The following is a 26,860-nucleotide window of genomic DNA, read 5'->3' as shown; positions in this document are numbered from 1 at the left end:
TTCAGGGCAGCTTTGCAGGCGTGGACCGCATGGTCGGGAAGATCAAGCGGCGCGCCAAAAAAGAAACAATCGCATCTCCAATATATTTGTCAATAGTCCCGCGCTGTTCAAGAACAATATCGCTCATGACCGTCAAATACCTGTTAAGAATATATACAAGATGTTCCGGAGAAACTTTTTCAGACAGCGTTGAAAAACTTTCTATATCCGTAAAAAAAGCGGTAATCCGTTTTTCCTGACCGCCAAGTTTCAGACTGCCCGGGTCATTAACAATTTCATTGACAACATCTGAAGACAGATACATTGTGAAAGCTTTCCGCAAAAAGCTTTTTCTTTTTCCGAGAACACAAACCGGAGAATAGAAATAGCGAGAAAGGCAATAAAGACTGAAAGAAGCGGAACGAACATCTGGATATAAATTCTGAAAAACATAAACAGAATGGCAATTCCGAAGAAGACAAACAATGAAGACAATATCCCGAAAGATATGCGTACCTTAAGAGATTTCACTTTCCGGTACACAACGGCACTGATCAGGCAAAAAGACAGCGCCAGAATCCAGGACAGCCAGAGCGGCTGAGTATAAATAAATTCACCGGTCATTATGGTGTTGTAAATATTCGCGTGCGTTCCGACATTCGGATAGAGTTTTTCAAAGGGATTAATCCCGAGATCGGATGTACCGAGTCCGGTGTAGCCGATTATGCAGAATGAGCCGCCGCACTCTTCCGCAAGATACGCGTCCTGGGTTTGGTAGGCATTATACACCTGCCGGTAAAATTCAAAATTGTTTTGTATATTTTCGGACAGAATAGTATACCTGGCATTTCCGGTAATACCGGCGAAATAGTCAAAGGTTTCATATATTTCGGAATCAAATCCTCCGTCAAGAAATTCGCCGTAAGACAGGAAAAAATCCTGCCGCGAAGAAAGGTAACGGAAATAATCAGAGCGGCTGTTTTCCAGAAGCTGCTGTTTCCATATCTGCAGATCGTGATATTCAGCCAGCAGCCATTGGACTGCGTTGTGATAGGAAAGATACCCTTCCGCATTTTTGATTTCATACGCAAGTATATCATTAAGAATTTCTATAAGCTGATCTTCAAGCTCATCCGCATACGTAAATTCATATACCGACAAATGCCGGAAACTCTGATTTTCCGGATCGTCCGCGTCAATGAATCTTTTTTTGAGCCAGTTGATTACAAACCGCCCATCCTCATCAAGCGGGATTGAAATGTCTTTCCGTCTGCCTGATTCGATATCGGCCGGATCAAGCGCATTAACCAGCAGCAGCCTGTTCCCTTCCCTGATTATCCGGTCAGGCTGGAGCGCGCCGAGAACCGGAGCAAATACAAGCTGGGCAACATAGGCCCCCTCGTATTCCGTCAAAAGAGAAATGCGCCGGCGGACACCGTCATCATCAATAACAACATTCGGGAAACCGGCGCCGACAGCATTTTTCAGAATGGGGAGGATGGCTGGTGTAATACCCCGCTCATAATCGCTGTCTTTCAGGGTCAGATCATTTTCCCTGACAATCAGATTTTTTTTATCGGTAACATTGGTAAAAAGAAAGTGTTCCCGGGCATAATCCGCCGCAAGCTGAGCTTCATTTCCGCTGTTTACTTTTTCAGCATTAATAGTAAGCCAGGTATTGCCGAAGAAACGGATCGCATTGCCGAAATACAGATCATTATCCTGAAAAATATTGCCGGAAATTGATTCCGAGAGAATAGCCATACTGTCCGCGATAATAGAAGATAATTCCGAGCCGACTTCAGGAACATAGTCAAGCGATATGCTGCGCGAAGAAACAGCGGAAACAAATTCATCAACATAACCGGTTATTTCATTTTGAACAGCGCCGTATTCTTCCGGAAAATTATTTTTGACATAATTACGGTTTACACCTGTCTGGGACGGAGACAGATATTCAATATCGAAGACAATAGTTTTTCCGCCCGCCTCTTTCAGCCGGATCAGAACGTCCGCTATAATATCACGGGTCCACGGCCACGCTCCGATTTCCTCAATTGCCAGATCATCAATATCAAGCATCAGGATATCCTTCCGCTCGGACACGGCAGGCTTCAGACCAAGCATGGTATCATATAAACCGTATTCCATTTTTCTTCCCGTGGTTGTCAGGGACAGGAAAAAAAACAAAAGAAATGAAATAAGCGCGACAAAGTATTCCAGCTTTTTTTTGAGAAATTCTTTCACTGTATGCAGGGTCTTCAATATATTACTCCGTGTACAGTGTATCATGAAAAAATGCAGGAAGCAGTAAAAAAAGTTTGAAATACGTTCTTTTATTAGTATATTCTTAAGTGACGGATATATTTCTCCACAAAAAACAGATATGCATTGGTCTGTGTTTTCTGACATGGGGCCAATCCGCCGGATATACTTTTATCCTCACCAAACAAGTTCATTATACCAAGTTTCCTTAATTAAAGTAGATATTCAGGCTTTGCAGACGATAGGGATACTGATATTCCTGTAACAAAAGATTCCGCTTTAAGGAGACTTGAAATGAAAAAAACAGGCTGTATATTACTGCCGGTTGTTTTAATACTAATAATGGCAGGCTGTCAGAATATGAATGACAGCAGCATAGCGGTAACTTCGGTTACACTTGACCGGACAACGCTGGATATGGCTCTTGATGCAACGGAACAACTTACCGCAACAGCACTTCCGGCAAATGCGACAAACACCGGAATCAAATGGTCCGTAAGCAGCGGGGCCGCGGTAACTGTTGACAAGCAGGGAACAGTTACCGCGGTAAATACCGGGACTGCAGTGGTTAAGGCCGCATCAGCTGATGACAGTTCAAAATATGCAACATGCACAGTGACTGTAACAAATATTCCCGTAACCTCAGTCGCTCTGAATAAAACAGCACTTACACTAAAACTTGATGTTTCGGAAACGCTGGGCATCACAGTATTGCCTCCGGACGCAAGCAATCCTTCAGTTACCTGGGCAAGCAGCAATACTCAGGCTGCAACGGTGAATCAGCAGGGAATGGTAACCGCGGTCAGCGGAGGCAGCACAGTAATTTCAGCAACTTCTGTTGCCGACAGTACACTGACAGCCTCCTGTACCGTGACTGTAGATGATACGGCCGTATATACATATTCGGACACCTCTCCCCTTATCAGGGTGGACAGATATTCATCAGTTGAAGTCCAGGGTGCCGCCGGCAAGCGAATGTTTCTGGTAAAGAGCAACCCGCTCTCGCTTTCGGTCGCAGCATCTTCCACAGGATCAATGGCCGGTTCTGCCATGACCCGGAACGCAGCGTCTTATTCATTCCATGCGCCTTCCGGGGAAAGAATAATACGGTACAATCATGCGGGAGCGGAAGCTTTCAGCAGCCAGCCTCTGCCCAAGCGGCAGGAAAAAACTCAAAGAGCGGTAACCCCGTCCCGTTCCTATTCCAGCGGCGCCAGCAAAAGCTTTTGGGTGGAAAACAGCAATACTGGCGTAGAAACACAGATAACGGCAATAGTACGGGCAGTCGGAGACAACTGTTACATTTGGGTTCCCGATGAGTATTACAACGGACCCGACGGAGTAACTGACGATGATAAAATAAACGCGACGCAGGCCCAGCTTCTGGCTGATAAATTCGATTTCATTTATCCTCTGGTAACAAATGTATTCGGATACGAATACGGCGGAGGTCCTAATGGAAATGGGGGATTGATTCAGATAAACGTATTTCTATTCTGGTATATGATATAGACGGAGACTACACTCCAACCCAGACAAGTGGGATAGTCGGATATTTTTACGGCAAGGATGAATTTACCCAGGCCGAGCTTACCTCAGCCGGATATTCATTAAAATCAAATGAAGCTGAAATGTTCTATATTGATTCATACTTTTATGACCGCTACTCCGACATGGTTTATTCAACGCTCGCGCACGAATTCCAGCATATGATTAACATGGCGGTAAAAGAATTTACATATAATCAGGTTCCATCAACCTGGTATAATGAAATGCTTTCCATGCTTTCCGAAGACATGATGCAGGACAAACTGAATATTTCCGACTCGATGTCGCCAAAAGAAAGATTCCAGGAATTTAATTACGGATATCCCATTTCGGGAGTTACCGACTGGCTGTCCGGTAATTACGTATTATATTCCTATGCGGGCGCCTATGCCTTCGGTGCCTATCTGGTCCGCAATTACGGCGGCATTACCCTCCTCAAAAACATAGCCTCGAACAGTTATGTGGACGCGGCCTCAATAACGGCGGCCCTCCAGTCACTCTATCCCGGCGAAACATATACAACCGCATTCCGGAAATTCGGACAGGTGCTGGTATACACTAATCCGCCGGCGGGATCGTCAGTTAAAACCCTGTATAATACCGTGAGCGGAACAGTCAACAGTGTAACTTACACATTCAGTGCTATCGATATATGGGGAATCACGCAGATTATTTCGGGAACATCCGGACCGCTGACATTTGATATAACGGGCCAGATGGCTTTGCGTCCGTGGGGACTCGGACTATTCGATTCAGACAGCTGGAACAGTTTGCCGGACAGCATAACTGTTACCATTAATAAACCGACGTCTTCGTCAGTTGAAATGTATCTGATGATACGGTGAAATGATTATGAAACATGCGAAAACAGGATATATCAGTATATTACTTTTTTCCATTTGTCTGGCGCTGATTGATCCGGCGGGCTGTACATCTTTGCCCGAAAAAAACACCGTTTTCCAGGGCCAGGTTGGTATATATGGGACCGAACCTTTTACATGGCCCGGTATACATACCGACTCGGGCGAAATTTACCGCGTTCCGCCCGAATACCGGGAAAAAATATGGGACTTACAGGGCCAGAGGCTGGAATTCTCCGGATATTTTCAGAAAGATAACGGGAAGCAGAATCAGGAAAAAGAAACCATGGGCGCTAAAAGAGTGTTTGTGCCTGTTTCATGGAAGGTCCCCGAATAGCGCCCGGTTCCGGTATCCCGGCGGATTTTTTTTCAGGGACAGGATTTATTTGTTTAGATATATACAATATGATGTGCTATACTGTATAATAAAACAGGTTTTTCAACGCTCTTCTCTATTTGAAAAACTGACGGAAACATGAAGCACAAGCAGTATAGGGTGTTATACATGAATTATAAAAGAATCATAACGTTGTATACTCTTCTGTTCTGTTTTTCGTGTATTGCAGGCGCGGAACCGCTGCGGTGGAGGAATTTTTTCGGCAAGCAGTATACATCAACTTCAACTGTAAAAGAATTTGTGCTTGAACAGGATATAGTAGTTACAAAGCCGGTCCAAAGCCTTTCCGGGCCGGAAGACCAGTCCATAGCCGCCGCGCGTAAAAGCGTAAGGCCGAATCTGCGGAATATTCCGGATTTCCCAAAAAAATCCCTCGAACCGGGAAACAGATGGGAAACGTACGGCACGGTCATATATGACCTGTCCGCCTTCGGCTTCCCCCGCCCCGTTGAAGTAAAAACAAAAGTTACCTATACCTATCTGAAAAACATAACCGTGGCAGGCAGAACGTACCAGCATATAACCGCCGAATGGAGCCCGGTATATATTCCGGAAAAAAAACTGATAAGGCGGTCGGGGGTAATGCGTGTCGCGGGGTATTCGGTAATGGATCTGCTGTGGGACAATTTTTCCGGGGCCCCGAAGCAGATGCGTACAACAGAAGAAATACAGTACAGTTTTTCTGACGGAACATATCTGGTCACACGGACTGAAACCGCCGACGATTTCCGGACGGTAACCGATATAATACGCGAAGAAACCATGTACACGCTTGCAAGTGAAATAACAAACACTAACCTGCAGAATTTAGAAATAAGACAGCGGGATTATGGAATTGTTTTATCCCTTGCAAATATTCCGTTTGAGCTCGATTCCGAGACAAATGAATACGAACTCACAGAAGCCGGGGAAAAAACCCTCACTTCTCTTGCCCCATTATTTGCAAAAATCTACAACCGTCCGCTTCTTTTTATAACAAATGTTGCAAATTACACGGAATCAACAGACCCGATTGTAGTAAGGGACGCCCTGAAAAAAACCTGGGAAATAGGCAGATATCTTGCTTTCTGGGAAATCATTGACCCTCTGCTGGTTACCATAGCTGATGGGGACACAGTAATCCGGGCCAATCTCAGCAAATTACCTGAAGAAAAATGGAAAAACCATTTGGTCGAAATTATCATTGACGATGAGGAGGTTAATGAATGAGAAAAACAATATTATTACTAATTCTTATATTTTTTATGTGCGCCGTTCCCGGCATGGCTCAAACAGCAGAGCTGATCACTGAAATCCTGGAAAAAGAAATTGCAACTTACATGGATTTTTCTTATCTCATTGCAAGTGAAGCAGGACTGGAAATAACGCCATTTGAGGCCTATTCATGGTGTACTCAATTCAATTCCTTTCCATCGGACGATCCTGCCAATACACCGATCACTGTCAAACGGTTTTCGCACTTTGTTATGCAGAATTACGGATTAAAGGGCGGCATTATGTGGACCGCTTTTAAAAGCCCGCGTTACGCCTGGAAAGAACTGAAAAGCGCGGGATTCTGGGATCATAAAATTGATCCGGATAAAAAACTGACAGGAAAAGAAATGACCCAGGCTATCGGACGTTTTTTTCTTTTTTATCCGGAAGCCCGATTGAGAACTGTGGCCATGCAGGACACAGCCCCTGCAAACCGGGAAGCGCTTCTTTTTATCGGGGAGGAAAAATAATTGAAAACAGATAAAAAGTTACCTATTTTATTTTTTCTTATTCTTCTGATGGGTATCCCGGTCTTTGCCATTGATTACGGATTTGAATTGTCAAACAAAGGCGGCATCAGAATACGGGACGACGCAGATTTTTTCTCGGAACACAGAGCTACCGCATGGATGACCATACCCTTCGATATCAATAACAGAAATTCGCTTGCCCTGGAAGGCAGTGTTTATACCACAAAAAAGGAAGAAGGCGGCTATACTTTTTACCTTGATCTCGATTTTCTCAGATTCTCTTTTAACCCGGTAAATACGGACAGACTCACCTTCCATATCGATGCGGGGCGGCTGCCCGTCAGGGACGCAACCGGGATTCTTCTCAACCAGAGCGTGGATGGAGCTGATTTCCGCATGTCCATGCCTTTCGGAAATATGGCCCTGTTTGCGGGATATACCGGTCTTCTCAATGCGCGGAAAACAGGAGCCTTAATGACCGCAGATGATTATGCGGATTATGTATCGGATAAAATATATGCGCTTGGCGCGCAGCGCATAATCGGTAAATTTACCCTGCATATTCCGGAACTGGCCGGTTCAACGGACCTGATAATCGAAATTCTGGGACAATATGACATGCGGGATATTATTCAATCGGATTATTCCGAACTTGTTAATACTATTTACGGAACAATTTCCTTAACCGGAGCAATAACAAACAGTTTATACTATACCCTGACAGGTGGAGTACAGGGAGGCATCCTTGACACCAAAACAGAGCAATATTCCGAGATAGCTGCGCTGGGTCTTGCCAACCTGATGTTTTTTCCTGTAATAAATAATCAGTTTTTTCTTGAATTTCTGTACACGACAGCGCCGAATAAGGTACTGACAACGCTTTTGCCTATTACATTCCAGAATGCGGGAACCATTTACAGCATGGGGTATGAAAATCTGATGAAAGCCACCCTTGGCTGGATTTTTACACCCTTTTCTTTCCTGAATTTTGACGTTGACGCCAAGCTGTTCATGTATCCGGGCAAACAGGACAATGTGGAAAGCCTGTATATCGGCACGGAAGTTAACGCAGGCGTGACATGGGAGGTCTTCAGCGACCTCAGAGTCCGCTTTGAAGCCGGCATTTTCCTGCCGAATGAAGAAAAAATCCAAACTTTATTATCGCTAAAAGCGATTTTTGCATTATAATAGTAAAGGGGTAAAGAGCATGAAAAAAATCCTGTTCTGTTTATTTATCATCGTTTCATTTACAGTTTTTGTACTTCCTCTGGCTGCAGTTGACGGCCGTGTAATAACGACAATGGGAAAAGTTGAAATCCAGGGGCCAAATAATACTTGGTCACCTCTCAAAGAAGGGGACCTGGTTAATCCCGGGTCGATTATTTCAACCGGATTTAAATCCGAGGCGACCATACAATTGGGAGCGTCTATTCTTACTATCAAACCTCTTACCAGAATGACGCTGACTCAGCTTGCTGAAAGCGAAAATGCGGTTGACACAGAATTATATCTGGAAATAGGCAATGTCAAGGCGGAAGTGAATTCTTTTAATGACAAAAGGAATAATTTCAGGGTAAGAAGCCCGATTGCGACCGCATCTGTCCGCGGAACAGTATTCGAAATGGGGGATTCTCTGGTAATACAGGACGGATCCGTACTGTATGTCAGTTCTGTGGGGCAGTCACGTGTGGGAAAGTCAGGTCAGCAGCTTGAACTTTTTGGAGAAACAATCAGCAGTCCGGTAACCACCATCCAGACAGACATGGGCGTTATTTCGCTTACGACCCTCCCTTCAAGCGAAATCACCTCCCCTATTACCGCGGCAACGCCTTCTGCGGTAATTCCTTCCTCCTCTTCAGGGACCTCCGTTGTCCCCCAGGAAAAACTGAAAACAAAGATTGAATTGACAATAGAATAAGCCCCCGGAATAATAAAAAAAGGCCAGGGTAATTCTGGCCTTTTTTTATTATTCCTCTTCTCTGGCAGGTTTTTTTATGACTTCTTCTTGCCCGGACTGTCCTTTGAAGCGGGCTTTTTCGGCTTTGCGCCTGACGCGGCTGGTTTTACTCCGGTTTTCTTTTTCGGCGGTTCGGATTTTTTTGTATCCTGTTCAACAACTCTGCCGGCCGCTTTGCGCAGGCCTCCCCGGCTTCTGTCTTGTCCGGAGCCGGAGGTTTCTTTTCGGCAATAGCCGCGGAAACTGCGATCCGGTTGTTCAGTCTCACCCCGAGCGCTTTCAGGCCCTTTTCGGCATAATCCTGAGCCTTGAAGGTCTGTTCAGTTGTTTTGACCCGGGGTTTCGGTTCATAGGTTACGGTGAACTGGAATTTCGGCTGGGTGTTTATCAGAAGGACCGTCGCATCATCCGGAACAATCAGATAATCCCGGTTCAGAATATAGCCCTCAATGCGGCAGCGCTTGATACAGGGATAACCGGTTTTTCCGTCTTTATAAATGATAGTAAAAAGCTGTTTTGAAAGAAATTCCTTTTCGCTGAAGCCGACATACCACATGCCCTTGTCCACAAAGAGTTTTTCAGGAACATCCATAACGGAATAGACCCCGCTCTTTCTCATAACAAGGATCCGGTCATAGGGAGTTACTTTAAGCATCTCTTTGCCGTTTGAAACACTGGTCCCCAGATACCCCGTTTCTTCGTCATAACGGAGCGGAGTATCGCGGGTTACCACTTCTTTCGCATCGGTTTTGGTAAATCTGCCGATCGTGGTACGTCTTGCGGTTGCTTCCGCGGGTAATTTTGAAAGAATGGCATCAAGCGTCGTGATAGCATAATCCACAAGATTTTTCAAAAGTTTGTTAATTTCTTTTATGCGTTCCTTTATGGCGGCGACTTCTTCCCTGTTTTTGTTGATGTCATACAGAGATATACGCCGGATGGGGATTTTGAGCAGCCGGTCCACATCCTCTTCGGTCACATCCCGGATAAGTTCCGCCCGGAACGGCTCAAAACCTTTTAAAACAGCAGATATCACGCCTTCCGCTGTTTTCATTTGTTCAATTCTCTTGTAAATGCGTTCTTCGATGAAAATACGCTCGAGCGTCCTCATATGGAGCCGGTCAAGCAGATTTATTTTTTCGAGTTCCAGCTCTTCTTTCAGGATTTTCACAAGCCGCTTCGCGTGGTCCCTGATGACATCGGAAACAGTCATCAGTACAGGAAAATTGTCCCTGATGACAAGCAGGTTGCAGGATATGGACTGCTCGCATTCTGTAAAGGCGTATAAAGAGTCTGTCACATCTTCCGCGTACACACCCCGGGGAAGTTTTAATTCAATTTCCACCTTGTCGGTTGTGTAGTCATTTATTTCGGATATTTTTATTTTTCCTGAACGGGCCGCGTTTTCTATGGAAAGAATAAGACTGTCGGTGGTACTCCCGAAGGGTATTTCACGGATTACAATGCGTTTTTCATCGGAAGTATCCAGTTTTGCCCGGACAAGCACCTTTCCCAGTCCGTCTTCATAATCGGAAACATCAACAAGGCCTCTTGTCGGAAAATCCGGATACAGCTGGAATTTTTTTCCGGCAAGGCAGGCTTTTTCGGCTTCAATAACTTCACGGATATTATGTGGCAGGATACGCGTGGACATACCGACGGCAATACCCTCCGCGCCTATGCACAGGATAACAGGAAGTTTCGCCCGGAAAGCGACAGGTTCCTTATTCCGTCCGTCATAGGAAGGAATATATCTGGTTATCTCGGGATTATAGAAAACATCTTTTGCAATAGGTGTTGAGCGGCATTCAATGTATCTGGCTGCGGAGGCTTCATCGCCGGTCAGGATATTCCCGAAATTTCCCTGTTTGTCTATGAAGAGGTCCTTGTTTGCAAGAACTACCAGAGCGCCACCTATCGAGGCGTCGCCATGAGGATGGTATTTCATGCAGTGGCCGACCACATTGGCAACCTTGTGAAATTTTCCGTCATCCATTTCAAACAGCGAGTGGAGAATTCTGCGCTGGACCGGCTTCAGTCCGTCTTCGAGATCGGGAATGGCGCGGTCACGTATAACATAGCTTGCGTATTCCAGAAAATTCTTATTAAAAAGGCTTTTTATATAATCCATATTACGCATCCACCTCCGCAAGAAGGTTTTTCATGATGAATTCGCGTCTGGTGGGTGTATTTTTCCCCATATAAAACTCCAGAACGCCGGGAACTACTTTCAGGCTTTGAACCGTAACAGGGAGCAGTTTGATATCGGCCCCGATAAACTGGCCGAATTCTCCGGGACTGATTTCACCCAATCCTTTAAACCGGGTAACCTCGGCCGAAGAACCAAGTCTTTTTACTTCTATGTCCCGTTCTTTTTCATTGTAACAGTAAACCGTTTCTTTTTTATTCCGGACCCGGAACAGGGGTGTTTCAAGAATATAAACCCGCCCGCTGGTTACCAGTTCCTCAAAATAACTGAGGAAAAAAGTTAAAAGCAGGTTCCGGATATGAAAGCCGTCATTATCAGCATCGGTCGCAATGATGATTTTCTCATAGCGGAGACCTTCAATGTCATTTTCAATGCCAAGAGCCATCATCATATTATACAGTTCCGCGTTTTTATAAATATCCGCCCGTTTTTTTCCGTACATATTTTCAGGCTTGCCGCGCAGACTGAATATAGCCTGGGTATATACATCCCGGCTGGAAACCATCGAACCGGAGGCTGAATCACCCTCGGTAACAAAAATCACAGCGTTTTCACCTTTTTTACCGTCTTCAAGATGATATTTACAGTCCTTGAGCTTGGGGATTTTAAGGGCTATTTTCCTGGCAGCCTCTTTTGCTTCTTTTTTAACGGTATTCAGTTCCGTACGCAGCTTTTCATTTGCAAGAATTTTCTGTTCAAGCTGTTTTGCCGCTTCGGGGTTTTTATGAAGCCAGTCGTTTACCGCGGCCTTGGTTTCATTTACAATCCATGACCTGACTTCGGTATTTCCAAGCTTGTTTTTTGTCTGGCTTTCAAATACCGGAGCCTGGATTTTTACGGCAATGGCAGCGGCTGTTCCCTCGCGGATATCTTCGCTCTTGTAATTTTTGCGGAAATATTCATTTATCCCTTTAAGGAAGCCTTCTTTAAAGGCCGAAAGATGGGTACCGCCGTCGCTTGTATACTGGCCGTTCACAAATGAAAAATATGTTTCGCCATAGTTATGCGTATGAGTAAAGGCGAATTCGAGCTGCTTTCCCTTATAATATCCGACAGGATAAATATAGGAAGTTCCCAGTTCCGCATCAAGAAGATCAAACAGACCTTTTTGTGAGATATATTTCTCACCGTTAAAAGCAAGAACAAGCCCGGCATTCAGATAGGCGTAATTCCATATCCGTTTTTGCAGAAATTCTATATTAAATTCATAATCGGTAAACAGATTTTCATCGGGAATAAATTCAACAAGCGTTCCGTTTTTTACACCGGCCTTTACAGTCCCCTGGCGCTGGCTTTTAAGAACTCCCCGCTCAAAAACAGCTTCCGCACACTTTCCGTCCCGGATCGACATAACCCTGAAATGGCTCGACAGAGCATTAACAGCCTTGGTCCCAACCCCGTTTAGTCCGACGGAAAACTGGAAAACCTCATCATTGTATTTTGCGCCCGTGTTGATTATGGATACGCATTCAACGATTTTGCCCAGCGGAATACCCCGTCCGTAATCCCTGACCGTAACCTGATTGTTTTTCAGCAGAATATCAATCTGTGAACCGTTTCCCATAATATATTCGTCAATGGAATTATCTATAACTTCCTTGACCAGAATATAAATCCCGTCATCAGGGTTTGATCCGTCGCCGATCCGGCCGATATACATACCGGTCCGCAGCCTGATGTGTTCGAGAGAGCTCAATGTCTTGATTTTTGATTCGTCATAATCTGCAGTTCGTTTCGCCATACATCTATAGTATATCAAAAAATTAAATTCAAGTCACTTGAGCTTTTTGCAAAAGGTCCCTGAAAAACCCGGAAATTGCCTCATTTTTCATCCGAATCTGAAGGATTCTGTGCAAATTTTTACGGATACGCCTGTCAAATTCATGAAACGCTGCTGTTTCCGGTAATTTTGGGATTGGGGGCAGTTTTCCCCCGGATAGAAGTCTGTCAACGCGAAAAATGTAAGAGATTCTTCAAAAAAAAACGGCACAGTTATGCACAGCACCGGTTTTTGAGGTCATTCCGTCGGACGGGCTTTGAGCTTGTTTATATCAACAGCCCGGCCTTTTCCGTTTGCCTGTTCCATCATTGCCCGGACCTTGAGCGGGAGGCCGAAAAGCTGGATAAAGCCTTCCGCATCATGATGGTCATAGAGGTCTCCGGTAGTAAAACTGGCTATATTTTCATTATACAGACTGAAAGGTGATTTTGAACCGGCCCCTCTGATCGATCCCTTATACAGTTTCAGGCGTATCCAGCCGGTAACATTTTCTTCGGCCGTATCGACAAAGGCCATAAGGGAATCCATGAGGGTGGTAAACCAGCGGCCGTTATAGATAAGTTCGGCCATTTTGAGCGCTACCTGTTGCTTGAACGAATAGGTGTCCCGGTCAAGACAAAGATGATCAAGCTGCTCATGAGCGTAATACAGAATAGCCCCGCCGGGGGTTTCATACACGCCGCGGCTTTTCATACCGACAACCCGGTTTTCAACAATATCTACCAGTCCGACGCCGTTTCTTCCGCCTATTTTATTCACTTCTTTCATAAGTTCAAGGGCGCCCATTTTTTTCCCGTTTACAGAAACCGGAATTCCTTTTTCAAATTCCAGTTCAATATATTCGCCTTCTTCCGGGGCCTCTTCGGGAACAGTGGTAAGCTGAAGCATGTGCTTCCAGTTCGGCTCATTTCCGGTTTCCTCAAGTTCAAGACCCTCATGGCTCAGATGCCAGATATTTTCATCTCTGCTGTATGACTGGTCCTTTTTCATGGGTACGGGAATATTCCGCGCTTCAAGATAGGCTATTTCCTCTTCCCTGCTTTTGATATCCCAGATACGCCAGGGCGCTATTATTTCCAGATCGGGACTGAAAGCCTTAATGGTCAGTTCAAAGCGGATCTGATCGTTACCCTTGCCGGTGGCCCCATGGCAAATAGCCACGGCCCCTTCCTGGCGGGCATATTCAACAAGAATTTTCGCGATAAGAGGCCTTGCCGTTGAGGTTCCCAAAAGATAACGGTCTTCATAGACGGCGTTGGCCTTAAGGGCCGGCCAGATATACTCGGTGATATATTCTTCACGCGCATCGACCACATAACAGGCGGACGCGCCGGTATCAAGCGCACGCTGTTTTATTACAGTCCAGTCGTCTCCCTGTCCGACGTCGATGCATACCGCGATAACATCATAATCATAATTTTCTTTCAGCCAGGGAATAATTACCGTAGTATCCAGTCCGCCGGAATAAGCAAGAATTACCTTCTTTTTCATTTTTTTCTCCTATTGATTCAGCACAGTATACAGAATTTCAAGACCAGTATCAATTTCCTTTTCGGTAATTACCAGCGGAGGCAGAAAGCGCAGGGTGTTTGCTCCCGCAGTGGAAATACAGAGCCCCGGCTTTCCGTCGCCTGCCATATCAAGGCATATTTTCTGGATATCCCTGGATGGGCGGTCTATATCGAACCCCATCATAAGCCCCCTGCCCCGGATATTTTTTATGCATGGAAGATTCCACGAAGCAATTTTTGACCGGATGTAGTCGCCCTTTTCAGTCACCGCAGACAGAAAACCGGGCTTTGCCAGTTCATCAAGAACAACCAGGCCGGCGGCGCAGGCCAGCGGATTGCCGCCAAAGGTAGTCTGCAAATCGCCGGCGACAATGCTTTCCGCGGCAACGCCCCGGAAAAGGGTTGCGCCCATCGGGACTCCTCCCGCGATACCTTTTGCCAGGCTTATTATTTCAGGATTAATACCGAGAGCTTCGCTCGCCAGAAATGTCCCTGTCCTTCCTATTCCGGTCTGGACTTCGTCAGCAATGACCACGGCCCCGGCTTTTCTTGCCGCCGCGCAGGCCGCGAGGGCCCAGTCACGGTCTATCATATTTACACCGCCCTCTCCCTGAACACATTCCAAAAGCAGGGCGCAGACAGTCCCGTCAAAAGCATCTTTCAGCGCATCATAATCATTTGCCGGTATATACCGGAACCCGGGCGTATAGGGCGCAAAAACAGGATTGTGAAAAATATCCTGGCCCGTTGCGGAAAGAGTTGTAACTGTCCTGCCGTGAAAGGATTTTACCAGCGCCACAATAGTATGCCGAGTCCCCTCAGCTTTCCCGTCCTTTTTATCCGAAAGGGAACCGCATTTCCGGGCAATTTTTATAGCGTTTTCATTCGCTTCCGCGCCGGAGTTGCAAAAATAAACCCGGTCCATTCCGGTGCGCTCAAGCAGTTTTTCCGAGAAAGCAAGCCCCTTATCCGAATTATAGTAATTCGAAACATGAATAATTTTTTTTGCCTGTTCAGCTATAGCTTTGGTAAGTGCGGGATGGTTATGCCCCAGACAGTTAACCCCTATACCGCTGACAAAATCAATATACGTTTTTCCGTTTATATCGGTAAGAACACTTCCGTTTCCCGATTCAAAGACAACAGGAAGGCTCCCCAGATTGTTTGCTATTTTTCCGGACATTTATATCTCCTTTATATATGCGGGCCGGCTGAAATAATAAAAAACCGGCCCGCTGTAAAACGTCAATTTCAGATCAGCATGGTTCCCACGCCGCGGTCTGAAAACATTTCAATAAGCAGGGCATGGGGCACGCGTCCGTCAATTATATGGGTACGGGGACACCCCCTTTAAGCGCTTCAAGACAGCATTCTATTTTCGGAATCATGCCTGAGGAAATAACCCCGGTGGCAATCATTGAGGGGATAGCCTCCCGCGCAATGCGTTTTATCAGGGTTGAAGGATCATCAATATTGCGGAGAACCCCGGGAACATTGGTAAGCTGGATAAATTTCTCCGCCCTGAGGGCCACAGCAATTTTTGCGGCGGCAGTATCCGCATTAATATTGTAGAGGTTAGTGTCTCCTTCCTCGCCCAGCGCAACAGAAGAAACCACAGGTATAAACCCCTGTGAAAGAAGGGATTCAAGAATTCCGGGATATACTTCGGTTACCTCGCCGACAAGTCCCAGGTCCTTACCGTCCTTCTCTATCTTTTTTGCCCGCAGAAGACCTGAATCAACTCCGCTCAAACCGACGGCCTTCCCGCCTTCCTGCAAAAGGATTCCAACAATATCCGTATTGAGCTTGCCGGTCAAAACCATCTGGACCACTTCCATGGTTTCTTCATCGGTATACCGGAGGCCGTCCACGAACCTGGACTCCTTTCCGACCTTTTCGAGCATGGTATTGATTTCCGGACCCCCGCCGTGTATCAGCACAACCTGGATTCCTATGGTATTCAGAAGGACAATATCCTTCATAACCGCATTTTTCAATTCGTCATTAAGCATGGCGTTTCCGCCGTATTTTACGACAACTGTTTTTCCGACCCACCGCTTAAAATACGGAAGGGCTTCAACAAGAATATTTGCCCAGGCTTCATTGTTTATAGTTTCGGTCATGTCCGGTAATCTCCGTTAATTTCCACATATTTATATGTCAGATCACAGCCCCAGGCGGTTCCCGATCCGGAGCCGTCTTCGAGCCGTATTATAATGGTAACAGCATCCTCGGAGAGAATATCTTTTGCCATGTTTTCATTAAAACAGACCGGTATGCCTTCATGGAAAACCTCTATTTCCCCGGCCGCGCTGCTGAAAAAAACACTTGTTTTTTCCTGGGTAAAAGACTCTCCGGAATAACCCATAGCGCACAGGATTCTTCCCCAATTGGCGTCACGCCCGAAAAAGGCGGCCTTTACCAGGCTTGAAGAAATAACCGTTTTCGCCAGATTTCTGGCGGCGGAATCATCACTTGCTCCGAGGACCGAACATTCGATCAGATGTTCGGCGCCTTCACCATCCGCCGCAATCCGTTTTGCCATTACTGTATTAAGCTCGTTAAGGGCGGCCATAAACCGGTGATAATCCTCATTTTTTTCAGATATGGGATTATTCCCGGCAAGGCCGTTGGCCATAATTATGAGCGTATCATTGGTACTGGTATCTCCGTCAATACTGATACAGTTATAGGTTTTTTCGGCGCTTTCCCTGAGCGCGGAATCGAGCATGGACGCGGAAATGGCGCAGTCGGTCGTAATAAAGGCCAGCATGGTCCCCATATTTATATGGATCATCCCGGATCCCTTTGCCATGGTGCCTATTATGACGGTTTTTCCGCCTATTTCGGTTTTAACCGCGGCTTCCTTATGCCTCGTATCGGTAGTCATTATGGCCTCACGCGCGGCCCGGTGACCTTCCTTTGAAACGCTGGCGCACAGACCGGGCATGCCCCGCTCAATAGCCTCGATATTAATCTGCTGTCCGATAACGCCGGTGGAACAGACAAGGACATCTTCAGGGTCCAGATTGAGCTGACGGGCGGCGGCGGCGGCGGTACGTTCGGCGTTTTCGTACCCCTGCGCGCCAGTACAGGCGTTCGCGTTCCCCGCGTTGGCAATCACTGCCCGGGCAATGCCGTCCGCTATATGCTTTTTGGTAAGTTTTACCGGTTCGGCCTTTACGGTATTGCGCGTAAATAACGCGGCAGCTTCACAGGACTTTTCCGACAGTATAACCGCAATATCGTTTGTTTCCCTGCCCTTTTTGATACCGCAGCATATACCGTTTGCCGTAAATCCTTCGGGAGCGCAGACCCCGCCGTCAATAAATTCTGTCATCGGTCAACCTCTTTCTGATTTTCCATTCCTGAAAAATTCATGATGACAGCATACTATATAGGAACGGTTTGAGAAAAGTAGCCGGCAGAATAATTTTTCGCGGGATGCTTCCGCGTATCCAGAACGGAAGGTATTTTTTGCCGGTGAAGCCGGGGCTGCAGGGACATTTCCGGGCATAAAAAAAGGGCGGTACTCCGCCCCTTTGTGTATTCTTACAGTCTTATCTTATTTTATATCAAATTTTACCTGATAGCGGGCCTTGACGCTTATTTTTCCGGAAGAAAGAAGACCTCCGGATTCACCGGCCGAATTCACGGCGCCATCCATCTTGGCATTTGTATACACGGCCACAGGAGCATAACCGGTCCCGTAATCAATTTCCTGAATATATACGGGTTTCCCGGGTTTGACGCCAAGTGTTTTTGCGGCAACCGATGCCTTGTCATAGGCGGCGTTCAGGGCCGCGACTCTGGCTTCATCCCTGTCCTGCTGTATATCCCGCTTGGTGAATACCGAATTATATATGCGGTTGACTCCGGCGGACAATAATTCATTCATTACCTGTTCATAAACGGTAACATCGGCCAGAATAATATTCAGGCGCTGCGTCATTTCATATCCGACGAATTCATTGCCGTTGTTTCGGTATTCATATTTCGGCGTAACATTCATATAATCAAATAAAATATCCGAGTTTTTTATGGAATACCGCTCCGCAACCTGCTTTATTTTTGAGATAACCTCGTCATTTTTCTTCTTTGCTGCGGAGGGGTCCGTATCCATGGTCACGATTCCGCATTGTATGGTAACTTCATCAGGTAATACATAAATGGTTGCTTCCCCGAACACTTCAATGACATTTTCATTCACAGAGGGGCGGCAGGAAGATAAAAGGACTACTCCAAGCACCAGAAGGCCGCATTTTACAAGATTTTTCTTCATTGATCATTCTCCCCGGATTCATTAATAGTATATGTAGGACAGGAAAAACCCGGTCCGCGGACATATAAGGTAAATACAAAAACGCCGGTCCGGTTACGGTATATTTGAATAAAAGAGTCAGAATTCGGGCAAACGGCCCTGTAACCTTCCTGTATATCCATTTGTTATATAAAAGGAATATTATGATTTATTTTACTTTCACTATTGACGTCTATCGAAAGGCGTGCTACATTTAAAGAATCAAACGTGATCTTTGTTTTTTATTTATAAACATCCCGACTGATTGTTGTCTGCTTATGTATCTGCCCTTCTGCGTCTGATCCGGCATTCTGCACCTTCTGCGGTTTTTTCTATATCAAAAAACAAAAAAACGTACGATATACCGCTTTTTTGGCGGTAGGACTAATAAAGTTACCAGAATGGTAAAGGATTTCTATGTCTCAGAAAATTTATGTTGGAAACATGAGCTACGCGACCACCGAGGCCGCCCTGACAAATCTCTTCGGCCAGTACGGCGAAGTTGTTTCAGCCACAATTATCAAAGACCGTTACACACAGCAGTCAAAAGGTTTCGGCTTTGTTGAAATGAATGATGCCGCAGAGGCAGAAAAGGCTATCGAAGGTCTCAATAACCAGGATTTTGAAGGCCGCCGGCTCCGCGTTAATGTCGCGGAAAACAAGCCGCGCGAATCCCGTCCCCGCTATAATGATCACGGCGGCGGATACAGTAACGATCGCTATTAATTCCAATTAAACCATAAAACACCCCGCCGCAGAGCAGCGGGGTGTTTTGTTCTCCCGTGGAATTGTTTTTATCCTCTTTTCTATAATTTCCCCTGAACTATCTGTTTTTTGAAGACTTCAACAAAAGAAGTGTAAGCTGTCTGGCGGCGGAATAGTAAGTATGGTATGATATACCCATGTCCGGACAAACAGATTCTTCCCTTTTTACCTCATTTCTTGACCGGGAAACAGACCGGTGCGGTTTTATTTCGGCCTGGCTCAGGGCAAGGGATGTTCCACATTCCATAGTTACACTGGGAGATAAAAAACATATAGTCGTGAAATATGAAAACAGCGCCTATGATCCCCGGTTCAGGATGAAAACCCTTATAGCCCATTACGACCGCGCCCCGGATACTCCCGGGGCAAATGACAACAGCGCGGCCTGTTTTCAGCTGATGGCTCTGGCTGAACGGCTGCTTTCGTTCCGGCAGGGGGCGGTTTCCCATAATATCAGGATTATTTTTACTGACGGGGAAGAAGCCGCCGGGACCGGAGGGATTTCCGGACAGGGGTCATTTGTTCTGGGGACCGGACTGAAAAAACTGAAAAGGACGGATGACGACATATATGTTTTCGACGCCTGCGGCTGCGGAGACACATTGATACTGTCAACCGCGGGAATTCCCGCATCAGCAAAAAAACCGGTTTCAGGGACTCTTTTTTCGCGCATAGAAAGGCTGCATGAACGCGCGGCGGCACTGGCCGTTGAAACTTCACCCGAAAACTGGGTCAGGCTGCCTACCCCTTACAGCGACAACGCGGGGTTTATAGCGGCGGGACTGCCGGCACAGGTTATTACCCTCCTTCCCGGGAAGAAGCCAGCACCCTTCTTCTCGCGCTCAAATCAGGGGGAGACCGAAATTCAGGAGAAAAGGAAATACTAGCCGCAATAACACTGAATAAAAAGCTTCCTCCGGGCTCACCGCTGGCCCCTCTTATTCCGGAAACCTGGCGGCGGATGCACACGCTCGGAGATACTGCGGAAACACTGACGCCGGAGGCTTTCGCGCTTATGGAAAAACTTCTTGATAATATCGCCGCTTACAGGGAGCCTTCCCTGTAAGTGTCCGGCATGTCCGTTTCCGTTTTAAAGGCCGAAAAAGCCTGCATAGGCTTGGAGGACGGGGTCCATTTCATGGGAAAGAACCTTCTTCGTGAGAATCTTTCCGAGCTGAACGCCTTCCTGGTCAAAGCTGTTAATATTCCATACAAAGCCCTGGAACATTATTTTATTCTCATAATGGGAAAGAAGAACTCCAAGAGTCTCCGGCGTAAGCTGCTTTCCGTAAATCAGACTGGAAGGTCTTTCGCCGGGGAAGTTTTTGTTCGGATTTGAATCAGACTGCCCTCTCGCAAAAGCCACAATCTGGGCGGCCAGATTTGCGCAAAGCTTTTTCTGGCTTGTTGAACCGTCAACAACAATATCTTCTCCGCCCTGGTTTTCTTCAAATCCTATGAACTGGAGCGGAATAATATCCGTTCCCTGATGCAGGAGCTGGAAAAATGAATGCTGGCCATTTGTACCGGGTTCGCCGAAAATAACCGGTCCGGTTTCGTAATTGACCGGTTCGCCCCGGCGGTTTACCTGCTTGCCGTTTGACTCCATATCAGCCTGCTGCAAATGCGCAGGGAAACGGCTCAGGGCCTGGCTGTACGGGAGAATAGCCGTCGACGGATAGCCGAGCGCGTTCCTTTCATATACGCCGATAAGAGCGTCAAGAAGCGCGGGGTTTTTGCGGATATCCTTTTCGAGCGCGGCAGCGTCCGCTGCAGCGGCGCCGGAAAGAAACTCGGAAAAAACATCAGGCCCGAAGGCAAGCGACAAAACAGCCCCGCCGACTGCTGACGAAGAAGAAAAACGGCCTCCGATAAAATCATCCATATAAAACGAAGTCAGATACCCCGGATTATTCGCGAGCGGACTCGTTTCGCTGGTAACCGCGATCATATGTTTCGCAGGATCGAGTCCGCTTTTTTTCAGAAATTCCTTTACAAAGAGTTCATTCGCAAGCGTTTCCTGAGTGGTCCCGCTTTTCGAAACAAGAATGAACAGAGTCTTCGGGAGATCAAGGCCGGAAACAACAGCGGAAGCGTCGTCGGGGTCTACATTGGATATAAAACGGGCGTCCATGCGTTTTCTGCCGTTTTTCCGCGCCCACTGTTCGAGAGCCAGATACAGCGCCCGCGGCCCGAGATCGGAACCGCCGATACCGATCTGAACAACGGTGGTAAAGGTATCGCCCCTGGTTCCGGTTATTTTGCCGGAATGGACCTTTCCGGCAAATTCCGCGACCCTGCCCTGCTGTTCAACATAAAATTCCCGCATGTTTCTGCCACTGTATATCACGTCCGCGCCATGCTGTCCCCGGGCAAGCTGGTGCAGGACCTTGCGGCCTTCACCGGTATTAATTATTTCACCTTCAAGCAGGGCTTTGTATTTATCAGCCAGCTGCTGTTCCTCCGCGACTTCCTGGAGAATGGAAAGGATCTGTTCATTGACCTGCTTTGCGGCATAGTTATAGGTCAAGCCGCCGGCCATTGGCATGGCATATGAGGCAATCCGCCCGGTATCAAGAACATCGGACAGCTTAATGGCGTTTTTAAGCGAGAGCATTTTTTTATACGAATTAAGAGTATCAAAATTATTCCAGTTAATCATACAATTCTCCTGTTTTTCAGTTTTTCACGGCTTTTTGAAAACAGCCTTTTTATTCGAGGCGAGGGTTTAATCAGCCTTCGGCTGGTTCTGTAAGGAAATGATTTAATGGCCGCTTCCGCGACCTGCGAATACCCCAGACCGAAGGTCTGCCCTGCTCTGCGGCGGAGTATTTTATTCATCAATTTCAGGGATCCGGAGTTTCAGGGTATCGAGGAATTCATCGCCGCTTACACCCTCTCTGAGGCAGATAAACACACAATTATCCCGTCCTGAAATGGTCCCCAGAACCTGGTCAAAACCCATACTGTCAATTGCGCCGGCGACAACATCGGAATGTCCGGAACAGGTTTTTACAACGACCATATTTCCCGAAAATTCCACCGAAATATATCCCCGCAGGAAATCCTGAACAACCGACTGCTCCGATTCCTGGCGTTCTTCATCGCCCGGAAGCGTGTACACATAGCCGTTATGCCCGTCGGACATTTTTCCGACTTTCAGCAGTTTCAGATCGCGGGAAAGTGTGGCCTGGGTAACCGCGAAACCTTCTCTCGAAAGATAGCCGAGAAGGGCTTCCTGGGATTCAATCCGGTATGTTTTTATAAGTTTTTTTATACTTTTCAGACGTGTCAGTCGCTCTTTCACTGCTAACCTGCCATTACCGGTGATATATAGTCAAATATTTGACTATTTCTGATTGTACGCTTTTCTGATGTAAAGAATTGATTAATTCTTTACATCAGAAACTCACATTAAAGGAGTATGCCTGTTGAATAAATATACAGGACAATAATTTCCATAAACGGTATATGCAATTCCATCCGTTTTTCATGAATAATTATGCAACTATAATGTATAAAGAAAGCGGTAATGTCAAGGGAAGAATCCGCCGATATTGAAAATGGAGTTTTGTATGGGTGACATAAAGGAATCTGTGGACATTGACAATCCTGTTCTCATTTACAGTAATGACAAATCAAAAAGTCTGCTGGCGGAAATGTCGGTCACCCCGGACGGTCTGCAGGTAAAGGCGAGTTTTTATCCTCCTCCTTCGAATGTTCCGCCGCTGTCTCCGGAAAAGGTAAAATCAGGACTCGAAGCGCACGGTATCCAGTTCGGCATCCTCACGGAAACAATAAAGCAGGAACTGCAAAAGGTTGAAATTTCAAAGCATTCTGTCCTGAATGTTATTATTGCAAAAGGGCAGCCGCCGGTCGATGAAGAACCCGAACATTATGAGCTGCTGGAAAAATTCAAAAACTATAAGTACGGAGTTAATTTCGACACCGGCCGCATCGACTGGTCGCAGATTGATTCTTTTATTTTTGTCGAATATAAGGAACCTATCGCCCGCCGTGTCCCGGAAAATGCCGGAAAAAACGGCCGGAACGTGTATAACAAGCCTATACCCTTTGCCATAAAAGCGCCGAGAATGTATTCGGCGGGAAGCAGTGTGTTTCCCCATGAAAAAGGCCTGTTTGCAAGAAAAAGCGGAAGGATTGTTATAACTGACGCCGGTGTTATTGATATTGTCGAACTTCTGATCCTCGAAGACGGCGTTGATATCCGTACCGGCAATATCGATTTTCCGGGAGATATTCTGCTGCTCGGAAAGATTTCGGAAGGATTCAGAGTAAGCGCTGAGGGTTCCATAGTTTCCAGCGAAGTCATTGACGCATCGGAAATAATGTGCAAAAAAACCTGATCGTAAGAAGCGGGATCGTAGGTAGAAAGAAGAATTCAGTCCATGTCGGCGGGTCCCTGTATGCGAAGTTTATTCAGAACTGCCGGGTAGCTGTCCGCGGCGATGTTTTTGTAAGCGACAGAATTTTAGGTTCCAAAGTATATTCCATGGGAACAATCCGCATGAACGAAGGCGGTAAAATTACCGGAGGGGAATGCATTGTAATCGGCGGTATAAAGGTGTTTGATATCGGAAACCGTGAAGGCACCGGGACCTATATCCGCTGCGGTACCGATTTTACCGTCCAGCAGAATCTGGATTTGGCAAATGAAAAGATAAAAGACCTGACGCTCAGAATACAAAAAATAAGAGAAGAAATAGCGGAAGCCGCGAAGGCACCCCTGCCGGAAAACGACGAAGAAAGCGGAAAACTTGACGGCGAAAATACGGAAGAGCAGGAAGACCCTGCAAAAATCAGGGAAGAAACGCGAAAAAAGAAAGAAGCCCTGATTGAAGAATACAAACAAAAAAAGAAGTTCTGATGAATAAAATCACGGAATATCTTCCGCATATTGATATAAATGAAAATGCCTATGTAGAAGTATACGGGACCATATATCCGGGTATCCAGATTGAAATCTGCCATGTACCCTTTTCAGTTACCCAGATTTACAAGAAGACGCGGTTCCGCCTGGATAAACCTCACGGTGAAATTATCACCGATTTTCTGGACAGATAAATTCCGGCCGCTTACCTCAGACATACAATTGTTTTTCCGCTTCCCCCGTGTTCGGGCCGGGCAAAATAAAAATCCGCCACAGAGGGATTTTCCCCGAGGACTCTTTGTACCGCTTCCTGCAGGACCCCGTTTCCTTTTCCGTGGACCACCGAAAATTCCTTTAAGTTGTTCAGCGCCGCAAGATCAAGCTGGCGCTCAAGGGCCTTTACCGCTTCATCACTGCGCATTCCGAGCAGCCTGAGTTCAAGGACGGGATTTCCGGCAGTATCCATTTCCGTATGAATTTCAACGGTTAGCTTTTCCGCTGTTCCGGAAGGCAGGGCAGGCAGAATATCCTTTTCGGAAAAGGATATTTTCATGCTGTCAACCGCAACAATCCATGATCCCTTTTTATCGGGACGGACAAGCGTCCCGCGGCGGCGGGAGGGTCCGGCAAAAACTTCAAGTCCGGGCGCAAATTCCGGGAGAGATTCCTCCGCCGGATAATCGCCCGGCAGAATATCCTTCAGTTTGTTCCGGCGGGCGCGTCTTCCTCCGGATGAAGGGTTTTCCGGAGAGGTATAAGTCCGCTCCCGTCCGGCGAGTTCCCGGAGCCGCGCATCATTTTCGTTTCGGGCCGCTTCAAGACTTTCCGACTCCGATGCGACCAGTTTTTCAAAATCACTCATCCAGTTTTTCATTTCGACGGTTTTTTCCCGGGTCAGTTCATTTTCCCGGATTTCGCGGACAAGATTTTCAAGCTGTTTTCTGCTGTCATCGAAAAGATGGCTCAGGCGGCGGTAGCCCTGCTCACGGAGTTCAACTTCCTTTTGTCTGAGGCGAAGTTCCTGCAGATCTGCCCTCCGTTGTTTTTCACGCAAAACGGATTCTTCTTCCTTTTTCTTTTGGGTAAAGCGGTCGAGTTCTTCATGTTTTGATGTGAGCCCGCGGATCAGGGCGGAGATATCGGCGCGCTCTTCAACAAGATAGTTTTTTGCCTGCTCAACAATATGCAGGTCGAGTCCGTTCCGCGCCGCGATATCAAGAGCATGGCTTTCCCCGGGAATTCCCATAAGGATCCGGTATGTGGGACACAGAGTGCTCTGGTCAAAATCAACGGAAGCGTTTATGCATTCTTCATGGGTATATCCGTAATTTTTCAGAATCCCGTGGTGGGTAGTTACCAGCACAATGGACCTGCGTTTTAAAAGTTCATCGAGGACAGCCATTGCGATAGCGCTTCCTTCCTGGGGATCAGTACCGCTGCCCAGTTCATCAAGAAGGACCAGACTGTTTTCGGTAGCGTACTGAAGTATTTCGGCGATATTTTTCATGTGCCCGGAAAAGGTGGAAAGAGACTGATTAAGCGACTGCTCATCGCCTATATCGCAGCCGATAAAATCGAACACGGGAAGAAAGGTTTCCTCGGAAGCCGGAAGGGGCCAGCCGCTCTGGTTTAAAAGCGCGAACAGGGCGACCGTTTTCAGGGTAACTGTTTTTCCGCCTGTATTCGGCCCGGTAATTATAAGCGTCCGCCTTCCCTGTGTCAGGGCGAGGTCAATCGGCACAGCCTTTGCTTTGAGAAGCGGATGTCTTGCCCCTCTGAGTTTAAGGAGAAAAGGCGTCTGTCCGGCAGGCTCCGGAAAAATACACTTATACTCCCTGCCCCAGCGCGCAGCGGCCCCTATACCGTCAAGAAAAACCATTTTTTCGGCTGCGGAAACAAGATCCTCATAAAAGGGAGAAAGACGCGCGGTAAGATCACGGAGGATACGGGCAGTTTCGCGGGCGAGATGATGTTCCTCGGTAACAAGATCATTATTTCTGTCCACAACATCTTCCGGTTCGAGATACAGAGTCTGGCCCGACTGGGAGACTTCATGAACGAGACCCCTGATGCGGCCCCGGAAATTGGCGCGGAGGGCAATTACCTGCCTGCCGTCTTTGATGGTCGGCACGGTTGACTGGAGCATATGTTTGATATTCTCGTCCGCTGTGTATTTTCCGATGAGTTTATCGATGTCCTGTCTTGTTTTCCGGATTTTTTCCCGTATCTGCCGCAATTCGGGCAAGTCACGGAGTTTTCCCGATGTATCGATGATTTTGAATATTTCTGATGAAGGCTGAGAGAGTTCCGGAATCTCCCCCGCCTCTCCTGCGAGAAGTCCAAGCCGGTCCTCCAGCTCGGAAACCTGCCGTGAACCTGCCCAGGAATGCAGTTCCGTCACTGCCCTGCAGAACAGGCCGAGAGCGTACACGTCCTCAATTGAAAGAGAGGCTCCTTCAACCTTCAAAAGAGGCAGCAGATCCGAAACAGGGGGCCAGCCGGTAAACTTTACGGGAAGATTCCTGTTCAGGGATTCAGTCCATGCCCTGCCGAGCTGCTTCAGATATTCTATTTTTTCAGGGTCTGTCAGGGGAAGAGAATCAAGCAGCACTCCCTTACCTTCCTCGCTCATGCAAAAACCCGCTATTTCTTCCCGGATACGGGATATTCAAGT

Annotated in this window: 22 protein-coding genes and 2 pseudogenes; 11 read left to right on the top strand and 13 right to left on the bottom strand. The window is 46.9% G+C overall.

Annotated elements, in window-relative coordinates; translation table 11 throughout:
* Position 1 precedes the first annotated feature (1 nt).
* Both K7I13_RS14285 and K7I13_RS14280 read right to left on the bottom strand, forming a co-directional pair.
* A complete protein-coding gene (locus tag K7I13_RS14285; RefSeq protein ID WP_255946730.1) occupies positions 2–304 on the bottom strand; it encodes an adenylate/guanylate cyclase domain-containing protein in 303 nt (100 codons plus the stop codon).
* Positions 250–2,244, bottom strand: a complete 1,995-nt coding sequence (locus tag K7I13_RS14280) for a CHASE2 domain-containing protein (protein ID WP_255946729.1) — start codon at positions 2,242–2,244, stop codon at positions 250–252. The genes K7I13_RS14285 and K7I13_RS14280 overlap by 55 nt, the downstream gene beginning before the upstream one ends.
* 294 nt (positions 2,245–2,538) lie before the next feature.
* Here K7I13_RS14280 and K7I13_RS14275 point away from each other — a divergent pair, with 294 nt between their 5' ends.
* The 7 genes from K7I13_RS14275 (at position 2,539) to K7I13_RS14245 (ending at position 8,691) form a co-directional block, all read left to right on the top strand.
* Entirely contained in the window at positions 2,539–3,756 is a 1,218-nt protein-coding gene (locus tag K7I13_RS14275) for an Ig-like domain-containing protein (RefSeq protein ID WP_255946728.1), read from the top strand.
* Positions 3,757–3,875: 119 nt separating this feature from the next.
* Positions 3,876–4,637 (top strand): M30 family metallopeptidase, encoded by a 762-nt coding sequence (locus K7I13_RS14270; protein ID WP_255946727.1) that lies wholly within the window; start codon positions 3,876–3,878, stop codon positions 4,635–4,637.
* Positions 4,638–4,644: 7 nt separating this feature from the next.
* The gene (locus K7I13_RS14265) at positions 4,645–4,989 is read left to right on the top strand and encodes a hypothetical protein (protein ID WP_255946726.1); all 345 of its coding nucleotides are present in this window, start codon (positions 4,645–4,647) and stop codon (positions 4,987–4,989) included.
* A 168-nt stretch (positions 4,990–5,157) separates the two neighbouring features.
* Complete coding sequence (locus K7I13_RS14260) at positions 5,158–6,258, top strand: hypothetical protein (protein ID WP_255946725.1); 1,101 nt, start codon at positions 5,158–5,160, stop codon at positions 6,256–6,258.
* Positions 6,255–6,773, top strand: coding sequence for a hypothetical protein (locus K7I13_RS14255; protein WP_255946724.1), 519 nt, complete (start codon positions 6,255–6,257; stop codon positions 6,771–6,773). The genes K7I13_RS14260 and K7I13_RS14255 overlap by 4 nt, the downstream gene beginning before the upstream one ends.
* Complete coding sequence (locus K7I13_RS14250; RefSeq protein WP_255946723.1) at positions 6,774–7,961, top strand: hypothetical protein; 1,188 nt, start codon at positions 6,774–6,776, stop codon at positions 7,959–7,961.
* Positions 7,962–7,980: 19 nt separating this feature from the next.
* Complete coding sequence (locus tag K7I13_RS14245) at positions 7,981–8,691, top strand: FecR family protein (protein WP_255946722.1); 711 nt, start codon at positions 7,981–7,983, stop codon at positions 8,689–8,691.
* 145 nt (positions 8,692–8,836) lie between these two features.
* Here K7I13_RS14245 and K7I13_RS14240 read toward each other — a convergent pair whose 3' ends face one another.
* The 7 genes and pseudogenes from K7I13_RS14240 to K7I13_RS14210 all read right to left on the bottom strand — a co-directional run bounded on the left by K7I13_RS14240 (position 8,837) and on the right by K7I13_RS14210 (position 18,512).
* Positions 8,837–10,861, bottom strand: a complete 2,025-nt coding sequence (locus K7I13_RS14240) for a DNA topoisomerase IV subunit A (RefSeq protein WP_255946720.1) — start codon at positions 10,859–10,861, stop codon at positions 8,837–8,839.
* A 1-nt stretch (position 10,862) separates the two neighbouring features.
* On the bottom strand, positions 10,863–12,680 hold the full coding sequence (locus K7I13_RS14235; RefSeq protein ID WP_255946718.1) for a DNA topoisomerase IV subunit B: 1,818 nt from the start codon (positions 12,678–12,680) through the stop codon (positions 10,863–10,865).
* A gap of 276 nt (positions 12,681–12,956) precedes the next feature.
* Entirely contained in the window at positions 12,957–14,210 is a 1,254-nt protein-coding gene (locus K7I13_RS14230) for an argininosuccinate synthase (RefSeq protein ID WP_255946716.1), read from the bottom strand.
* A 9-nt stretch (positions 14,211–14,219) separates the two neighbouring features.
* A complete protein-coding gene (locus K7I13_RS14225; protein WP_255946714.1) occupies positions 14,220–15,413 on the bottom strand; it encodes an aspartate aminotransferase family protein in 1,194 nt (397 codons plus the stop codon).
* Between the two features lie 68 nt (positions 15,414–15,481).
* Positions 15,482–16,353, bottom strand: a pseudogene (gene argB, locus K7I13_RS14220) (acetylglutamate kinase).
* On the bottom strand, positions 16,350–17,570 hold the full coding sequence (argJ, locus tag K7I13_RS14215; protein WP_255946713.1) for a bifunctional glutamate N-acetyltransferase/amino-acid acetyltransferase ArgJ: 1,221 nt from the start codon (positions 17,568–17,570) through the stop codon (positions 16,350–16,352). Before argJ ends, argB begins: the two are co-directional and overlap by 4 nt.
* 225 nt (positions 17,571–17,795) lie before the next feature.
* Positions 17,796–18,512 (bottom strand): SIMPL domain-containing protein, encoded by a 717-nt coding sequence (locus tag K7I13_RS14210; RefSeq protein ID WP_255946711.1) that lies wholly within the window; start codon positions 18,510–18,512, stop codon positions 17,796–17,798.
* A 435-nt stretch (positions 18,513–18,947) separates the two neighbouring features.
* On the opposite strand from K7I13_RS14210, the gene rbp reads away from it, so the two are divergent.
* Together rbp and K7I13_RS14200 are read left to right on the top strand one after the other, a co-directional pair.
* Positions 18,948–19,256 carry an RNA-binding regulator gene (gene rbp / locus K7I13_RS14205; RefSeq protein ID WP_255946710.1) on the top strand — a complete coding sequence of 103 codons (309 nt, stop codon included), beginning with the start codon at positions 18,948–18,950 and terminating at the stop codon, positions 19,254–19,256.
* A 176-nt stretch (positions 19,257–19,432) separates the two neighbouring features.
* Positions 19,433–20,182 (top strand): M28 family peptidase, encoded by a 750-nt coding sequence (locus tag K7I13_RS14200; protein WP_255946709.1) that lies wholly within the window; start codon positions 19,433–19,435, stop codon positions 20,180–20,182.
* Between the two features lie 203 nt (positions 20,183–20,385).
* Here K7I13_RS14200 and K7I13_RS14195 read toward each other — a convergent pair whose 3' ends face one another.
* Genes K7I13_RS14195 through K7I13_RS14185 form a run of 3 tightly spaced genes read right to left on the bottom strand, consistent with a single transcriptional unit; the run spans position 20,386 to position 22,602 of the window.
* Positions 20,386–21,957, bottom strand: a complete 1,572-nt coding sequence (locus K7I13_RS14195; RefSeq protein ID WP_255946708.1) for a glucose-6-phosphate isomerase — start codon at positions 21,955–21,957, stop codon at positions 20,386–20,388.
* Positions 21,954–22,136: a hypothetical protein gene (locus K7I13_RS14190; protein WP_255946707.1), complete on the bottom strand. Its 183-nt coding sequence runs from the start codon at positions 22,134–22,136 to the stop codon at positions 21,954–21,956. Before K7I13_RS14190 ends, K7I13_RS14195 begins: the two co-directional genes overlap by 4 nt.
* A complete protein-coding gene (locus K7I13_RS14185) occupies positions 22,129–22,602 on the bottom strand; it encodes an arginine repressor (RefSeq protein WP_255946706.1) in 474 nt (157 codons plus the stop codon). Before K7I13_RS14185 ends, K7I13_RS14190 begins: the two co-directional genes overlap by 8 nt.
* Positions 22,603–22,858: 256 nt before the next feature.
* On the opposite strand from K7I13_RS14185, the pseudogene K7I13_RS15795 reads away from it, so the two are divergent.
* Together K7I13_RS15795 and K7I13_RS14170 are read left to right on the top strand one after the other, a co-directional pair.
* Positions 22,859–24,183, top strand: a pseudogene (locus K7I13_RS15795) (flagellar assembly protein A).
* Positions 24,183–24,380, top strand: a complete 198-nt coding sequence (locus K7I13_RS14170) for a hypothetical protein (RefSeq protein WP_255946703.1) — start codon at positions 24,183–24,185, stop codon at positions 24,378–24,380. Before K7I13_RS15795 ends, K7I13_RS14170 begins: the two are co-directional and overlap by 1 nt.
* 11 nt (positions 24,381–24,391) lie before the next feature.
* On the opposite strand, the gene K7I13_RS14165 is transcribed toward K7I13_RS14170, so the two are convergent.
* Complete coding sequence (locus K7I13_RS14165; RefSeq protein ID WP_255946701.1) at positions 24,392–26,818, bottom strand: endonuclease MutS2; 2,427 nt, start codon at positions 26,816–26,818, stop codon at positions 24,392–24,394.
* Positions 26,819–26,860: the final 42 nt, after the last annotated feature.

Origin of the sequence: Brucepastera parasyntrophica (assembly GCF_022376835.1) — a bacterium.
GTDB lineage: Bacteria > Spirochaetota > Spirochaetia > Treponematales > Treponemataceae > Brucepastera > Brucepastera parasyntrophica.
The sequence above is the reverse complement of the archived record's forward strand: the minus strand, read 5'-3'. Positions and strand labels throughout refer to the sequence as shown.